Annotated in this window: 5 protein-coding genes; 3 read left to right on the plus strand and 2 right to left on the minus strand. The window is 66.0% G+C overall.

The window, feature by feature from the left end; translation table 11 throughout:
* The coding region (locus OXF11_00605; GenBank protein ID MCY4485607.1) for a hypothetical protein at nucleotides 1–1,263 on the plus strand (1,263 nt) is incomplete at its 5' end.
* A 39-nt stretch (nucleotides 1,264–1,302) separates the two neighbouring features.
* The gene (locus OXF11_00610) at nucleotides 1,303–2,772 is read left to right on the plus strand and encodes a biotin carboxyl carrier protein (protein ID MCY4485608.1); all 1,470 of its coding nucleotides are present in this window, start codon (nucleotides 1,303–1,305) and stop codon (nucleotides 2,770–2,772) included.
* A 259-nt stretch (nucleotides 2,773–3,031) separates the two neighbouring features.
* On the opposite strand, the gene OXF11_00615 is transcribed toward OXF11_00610, so the two are convergent.
* Both OXF11_00615 and OXF11_00620 read right to left on the minus strand, forming a co-directional pair.
* Complete coding sequence (locus OXF11_00615) at nucleotides 3,032–4,132, minus strand: amidohydrolase family protein (GenBank protein ID MCY4485609.1); 1,101 nt, start codon at nucleotides 4,130–4,132, stop codon at nucleotides 3,032–3,034.
* 127 nt (nucleotides 4,133–4,259) lie between these two features.
* Nucleotides 4,260–5,552: a M20/M25/M40 family metallo-hydrolase gene (locus OXF11_00620; GenBank protein ID MCY4485610.1), complete on the minus strand. Its 1,293-nt coding sequence runs from the start codon at nucleotides 5,550–5,552 to the stop codon at nucleotides 4,260–4,262.
* Nucleotides 5,553–5,828: 276 nt separating this feature from the next.
* Here OXF11_00620 and OXF11_00625 point away from each other — a divergent pair.
* Nucleotides 5,829–6,373: UbiD family decarboxylase (locus OXF11_00625; protein ID MCY4485611.1), on the plus strand; the 545-nt coding region annotated here is incomplete at its 3' end.

Genomic DNA, 6,373 nt, shown 5'->3' on the forward strand with positions numbered 1-6,373 from the left:
CGCAACACCTCCCTGCGGATGCACGGCAGCATCCGGGGCGGGCTGGAGAAGAAGCCCACGTCGGTGGCCAAGCTGGTGGTCAGTCACCTGGTGGACAACGGCATCCGCCTGACGCGCAACTCCAACCCGTGGAACGACTACGCGGTGTTCAAGCAGGAAGTGGACGACCTGCGCGAACTCGGCATGGATGCCGTGGCGAACATCATCTACTCGGTGTCGCCGCGACACACCGACGAGTACTACGCGCAGAAGGCACGGGAAGTTGCCGCCTTGAAGCCCTACCGCATCTGCTTCAAGGACGTGGGCGGCATGCTGACTCCGGAGCGCACCCGTACGCTGGTGCCCATCGTGCTCGAGAACATCGGCGACATCCCGGTGGAGTTCCACGCCCACTGCAACAACGGCCTGGCGCCCCTCAACTACCTGGAAGCCATCAAGCTCGGCATGACCACCATCCACACGAGCGTGCCGCCGCTGGCCAACGGCTCGGCCCAGCCGTCGATCTTCAACATGCTCAGGAACGTGCGCGCCATGGGCCACACCGCGACCGTGGACGAGAAGGCGCTGGAGCCGGTGCGCGACCATTTCACCTTCGTTGCCAAGCGCGACGGTCTGCCCATGGGGGCGCCGCGGGCCTTCGACCAGTCCGTCTACAGCCACCAGGTGCCCGGCGGCATGATCTCCAACTTCGTCCACCAGCTCCGGCTCGTGGGAATGGAGGACAAGCTGCCGGCGGCGCTGGAGGAGGCCGCGCGGGTGCGCGAAGAGTGGGGTTATCCCATCATGGTGACTCCGCTGTCCCAGTTCGTGGGGACCCAAGCCGCCATCAACGTCATCATGGGCGAGCGCTACAAACAGGTCACCGACCAGTCCATCCAATACGCGCTGGGCCTCTGGGGCCGGCAGGGCGCCGAGTACATGGACCCCGGCGTGAAGGACCGCATCCTGGGGCGCCCTCGCGCCAAGGCGTGGGAGAACTGGGAGCAGCCGGACCCATCGCTCAAGGAGGTGCGCGCGAAGCTCGGCGGGCCGTCCATGTCCGACGAGGACATGATCATGCGGGTGTACGCGGGAGACGAAGCGGTGGAGGCGCTGCAGAACGCCGGCCGGCCGCGCGAGTACCTGAGCGCGAGCCAACCGCTGGTGCGCCTCATCAACGAACTCACCCGCCAGCAGGAGTACACCCAGGTCTACATCCGCAAGCCGGGGTTCTCACTCACCCTGGGGCGGAGCGCGGACGCGAGCGATGGGGCCGCCGGTTAGCCAACAACCCGCAGACCCCCAGTCACCAAGGAGCATCCCATGAGCGACGTCACTTTCGTGGACACCACGCTGCGGGACGGCAACCAGAGCCTGTGGGCCTTCAACATGAAGACCGCGGCCATGCTGGAGGCCATCGAGCGCATGGACCGGGCGGGCTTCGAGTCCATGGAGTTCTTCACCGCCACCATGTTCAAGAAGTACGTGCGGGAGCATAAGGAGAACCCCTGGCACTGGCTGCGGGAAGGCAGCCGGCGCGCGCGCCACACCCCGCTCCGGCTCCACGGCGGCATCAAGGGCGGCCTGGAGAAGAAGCCCACGTCGGTGTCGCGGCTCGTGGTCCAGCACGTGGTGGACAACGGCATCACGCTGACCCGCACCTCCAACCCGTGGAATGACTACGCGGTGTTCAAGGAGGACGTGGAGGCGTTGCGCAAGGCGGGCATGAACTGCGTGGTCAACCTGATCTACTCGGTGTCGCCCCGGCACACCGACGAGTACTACGCGCGGAAGGCCCGGGAAGCCGCGGCCCTGAAGCCTTGGCGCATCTGCTTCAAGGACGTGGGCGGGCTGCTCACGCCGGAGCGCACGCGCGCGCTGGTGCCCCTGGTGCTGGAGAACATCGGCGACACGCCGGTGGAGTTCCACGCGCACTGCAACAACGGCTTGGCGCCGCTCAACTACCTGGAAGCCATCAAGCTCGGCATGACCACCATCCACACCGGCGTGCCGCCGCTGGCCAACGGCTCGGCGCAACCCTCGGTCTTCAACATGCTGCGGAACATCCGCGCCATGGGCCATACCGCTTCGGTGGACGAGGAGGTGCTGAAGCCGGTGCAGGAACACTTCACCTTCGTCGCGAAGAGGGACGGACTGCCCATGGGCGCGCCGCGCGCGTTCGACCAGTCCGTCTACAACCACCAGGTGCCCGGCGGCATGATCGCCAACTTCGTGCACCAGCTCCGGCTCGTGGGGATGGAGGACAAGCTGCCGGCGGCGCTGGAGGAGGCCGCGCGGGTGCGCGCCGAGTGGGGCTACCCCATCATGGTGACGCCCCTGTCCCAGTTCGTGGGCACCCAGGCCGCCATCAACATCATCATGGGCGAGCGCTACAAACAGGTCACCGACCAGTCCATGCAGTACGCCCTGGGAATCTGGGGCCGGGAAGGCGCCGAGCTCATGGACCCGGACGTAAAGGACCGTATCCTGGGGCGGCCCCGGGCCAGGGACTGGGAGGGCTGGGAACAGCCGGACCCGTCGCTGCCCGAGGTGCGGAAGCAGCTCGGCAACTCTTCCATGTCCGATGAAGAGTTGATCCTGCGCGTATTCGCCGGGGATGAGGCGGTGGAGGCGCTTGAGACCGCCGGACAGCCGCGGGAGTATCTGAGCGCCAGCCAACCCCTGGTGCGGCTCGTCCACGAACTTACCAAGCAGAAGGAATACACCCAGGTCTACATCCGCAAGCCGGGATTCTCACTCACGCTCGGGAAGACCGAACCCGCGGCCCCCTGACACCGCCCGGATCTCCGCTTTCCAGGCGGTATCAAACTCATGAGGCAACTACGTAACGGAACGTCATTCCCGCGAAAGCGGGAATCCAGGGGTGGCGAGGCGGAAAAACGCCCCTGTAGTGCCCCACCACCGCCCCTGGATTCCCGCTTCCGCGGGAATGACGACTCGGGGGGTTGGTGCCGGTTCTTGTCCGGACGACGTTTCGACACACCCGCTTTCGCGCGAATGACTCAGTGACCGACGGACCGGCCGGGGTGGGCTACACCCCGGCGGCCATGGGCGCGGGCACGGGCATGTCGTAGAGCCGCGCCACGTTGTCCCGCAAGAGCTTGGCGCGCACGTCTTCGGGCAGATGGCCCAGGTCCCGCGCCACCACCTCGCGCGAGTGCGGCCAGGTGGAGTTGGCGTGCGGGAAGTCGTTGGACCACATGCAGTTGTCGTGCCCCCACCAGGCCAGGTTGCGGGCGCCCACGGCGTCGTTGAAGAAGGTGGCGAACACCTGCCGGTTGAAGTACTCCGTCGGCAGCTTGTCGATGGTCAGCGGATCCGAAGGGCGGTGGCGGTCGAAGTAGTAGTCCCACTGCTCCAGCACGTAGGGCAGCCAGCCGATCTCGTTCTCCACCAGGACGATCTTGAGGCGCGGGTAGCGCTCCAGCACGCCGGAGAAGATGATGTCCATGAGGCTGTCGGTGATCTCCGCCAGCTTGAGGTTGACGCTGCCCCGGTAACGCTCCAGGCCCTTGCGGTCGCGGCGGGTCTTGACGTAGCCGAAGCCCGTGAGGATGTGCAGGCTGACGGGCATCTCCATCTCCTGGGCCGCGGCCCAGAAGCGCTCGTAGTGGTCCGAGGCGAAGGACAGCTCCTTGGGCGGCACCTGCCAGATCAGCCCTCCCCGAAGTCCGGCCTTCTTGCAGCGCTCCAACTCGGCCACCGCGTGGTCCATGTTGAAGGTCGCGATCATGGGCACGCCCACCAGCCGGTCCAGGTCCACCGAGCAGTACTCGATGAGCCAATCGTTGAAGGCCCGGCAAGACGCCTCCTGCAACTCCGGATCGTCCTCCGAGAAGAGGCTCAGACCGTGGGTGGGATACAACACCTCGGCGCTGACCCCGTCCACCGCCATCTCCTTGAGCCGGGCGTTGGGATCGGAACCGCCGGGATGGGTCTGGAACCCCTCCCCTATCTTCAGCTCGGGGAAGCGCATGGCGCGATCGCGCATGGCTTGGGGCACGCGGTCCACCACGGTGTCCGCGGGTTCCATCACGTGGGAATCGGACGAAAACAGCACCTCTTCGGTAACCGCCGCGTCGTCGCTCTGGAGTCTGTATGTACGGCGGTAAAGCCCTGTATCGATGCTCATGGGAGGCTCCTTCCTGCTGGGCGGCTTCATTCCGCCCGTATTGTGGCAATATCGTACTTGGCGCTTCGCAAACAGGGGCGTTCAAGCACCTGCCTCGCGGCCCCACCCGGCCCGGTCCGCCGTCCGCTCAGGTGCGCTCCCGGCCGGCGATCTCCAGCGCGGCGAACGCGTACATGCGCGCGGCGGCTTCGAGGTCTTCCACCTTCTGCATCTCGCTGGTGGCCGGTTTGGCGTCGGCGGCTTCCGGCGCCGGGCCGCACTTGATGGCGGGAATCCCCACCTCGGCGAACACGGTGAGGTCGGCGTAGGTGCTGGTGAAGGCGTCGCGGATGGGCTCCACCTTGCGGCCCCGGACGTACTCGTGGGCCTCCTCCATGGCGGCCACCAGCGGCTCCGCGCCCTTGGACTCGTAGCCGTTGACCGACAGGAAGAGCGACGATTTGGCCTCGATCTCCGTCGCCGCCAGGACCTCCCGGACCTCCCGGAGCACATCGATGGCGCGCTGTTCCGGCGCCATGAAGGCCTCGACGTAGAGGTTGCAGATGGCCGGGGAGAAGTTGGGCTTGAACGGCGCGCCGCCGAAGATGGAGCCGATGTTGACCTTGGGGACCACCGTGCCCGCGCCGAACTCGTAGCGGTGCTCCTTCTCGTAGCGCCGCGCCCACTCCTCCAGGGCCGGGATGATGGAGGCCATGCGCACCACCGCGTTCTTGCTTTCCTTGGGCGACAGCGGATGGTCCACGAACGGCCCGTACATGGGCTCGCCGTAGGTCGTGATCTTGATGAAGACGGCGCCGCACTGGGCCCAGGTGATGCGGAACTGGGACGGCTCCACGACGATGCAGTAGTCCCCCACCACGCCGTGGGTCACCAGGTAGCGCGCGCCGTGCCCCTTCCCCCGGTACGCCGGCCCCTGGTAGTGGTCCACCGGCGAGCGCCCGATCTCGCCCGCCACGCCCGTGACGATGACGTCGCCCTTGAGCTTGACACCGCTCTCCTTGAGCGCCTTGGCCATGGCCAGGGTGCAGGTGAGCGGCCCCTTGTCGTTGACGATGCCGCTGCCGTAGATGACGTCGTCCTCGCGCCGCGCCAGCGCCTGCCACTCGGGACGGGTGCTGCCGGTGATCCAGAGATCCTCCGGGCCGCCCGAAAGCGCCGTATCCATGTGCCCGTTGAAGAGCAGCGTCGGCCCCGTGCCCTCGCCCGGAATCACCCCCACCACGTTGGCCCGACCCGGCTCGGTGTGCTGCAGGAACGTCTCGATGCCCTGCTTCTGCAACCAGTCATGGATGAACCGCGCCACCTCCTCCTCGCTCCCGGTGGGCGTGGGGAAGTTCACGACATCCATGGCCAGATTCGCCAGTTCCTCCCGGTCGATGTGGGAGAACACCTTCTCAAGAGTCTTTTGGTCGGTGTGCATGCGTGGAATTCCCTCCGTGGATTACAGCCCGGAAGCTAACGAACACGAAAGCCGCAAGTCAAGCGCGCTCAAGTGCCCTAAGTGCGCGCATCGGCGGTACTTCCGAGAATTTGACACGGCCGGACCGGATCGGCTATCTGTTTGAGATTCTCGCTGGAGCCTACCGTTTCATTCCGACCACCGAAGCCCCGAATCCGGGCTGCAACACGGCCCGACGGGGCGACGGGAACTCTCCATGACATCACTCGAAAGTTTGACGCGAACAGGAGGCAGCTAATGGGTTATGCAGATCTACATGAGCATATCAGGATGCTCGAAGAGGCGGGGCATCTGCGCCGCATCAATCAGACCATCAACAAGGACACCGAGCTGCATCCGCTGGTGCGCTGGCAGTACCGTGGCGGCATCCCCGACGAAGAGCGCAAGGCATGGTACTTCTCCAACGTCACGGACTCGCGTGGGCGCCGCTTCGACTTTCCCGTGGTGGTGGGGGCGCTGGCCGGCAGCAAGGCCATCTACTTCCTGGGAATGGGCTGCAACAGCGCCGACGAGATGGACGCGAAATGGAAGCACGCCCTCTCCAACCCCATCAAGCCGGAGGTGGTGGCCGACCCCGCGTGCCATGAGGTGGTGATGACCGGCGACGCCCTGGATAACGAGGGGCTGGACAAGTTCCCGGTCCCCATCTCCACCCCCGGCTTCGACAACGGCCCCTACACCACCTGCTCCCACTGGATCACCAAGGACCCGGAGACCGGCATCGGCAACATCGGCAACTACCGGGGCCAGATCAAGTCGAACACCCGCGTGGGCGTGTTCCC

The sequence above is a fragment of the Deltaproteobacteria bacterium genome (assembly GCA_026712905.1).
GTDB lineage: Bacteria > Desulfobacterota > Binatia > UBA9968 > JAJDTQ01 > JAJDTQ01.

Excerpts from the sequence above, each read along its gene's own strand:
- OXF11_00615 (MCY4485609.1), bottom strand. The coding sequence starts at position 4,132 with ATGAGCATCGATACAGGGCTTTACCGCCGTACATACAGACTCCAGAGC.
- OXF11_00610 (MCY4485608.1), top strand. The coding sequence starts at position 1,303 with ATGAGCGACGTCACTTTCGTGGACACCACGCTGCGGGACGGCAACCAG.
- OXF11_00620 (MCY4485610.1), bottom strand. The coding sequence starts at position 5,552 with ATGCACACCGACCAAAAGACTCTTGAGAAGGTGTTCTCCCACATCGAC.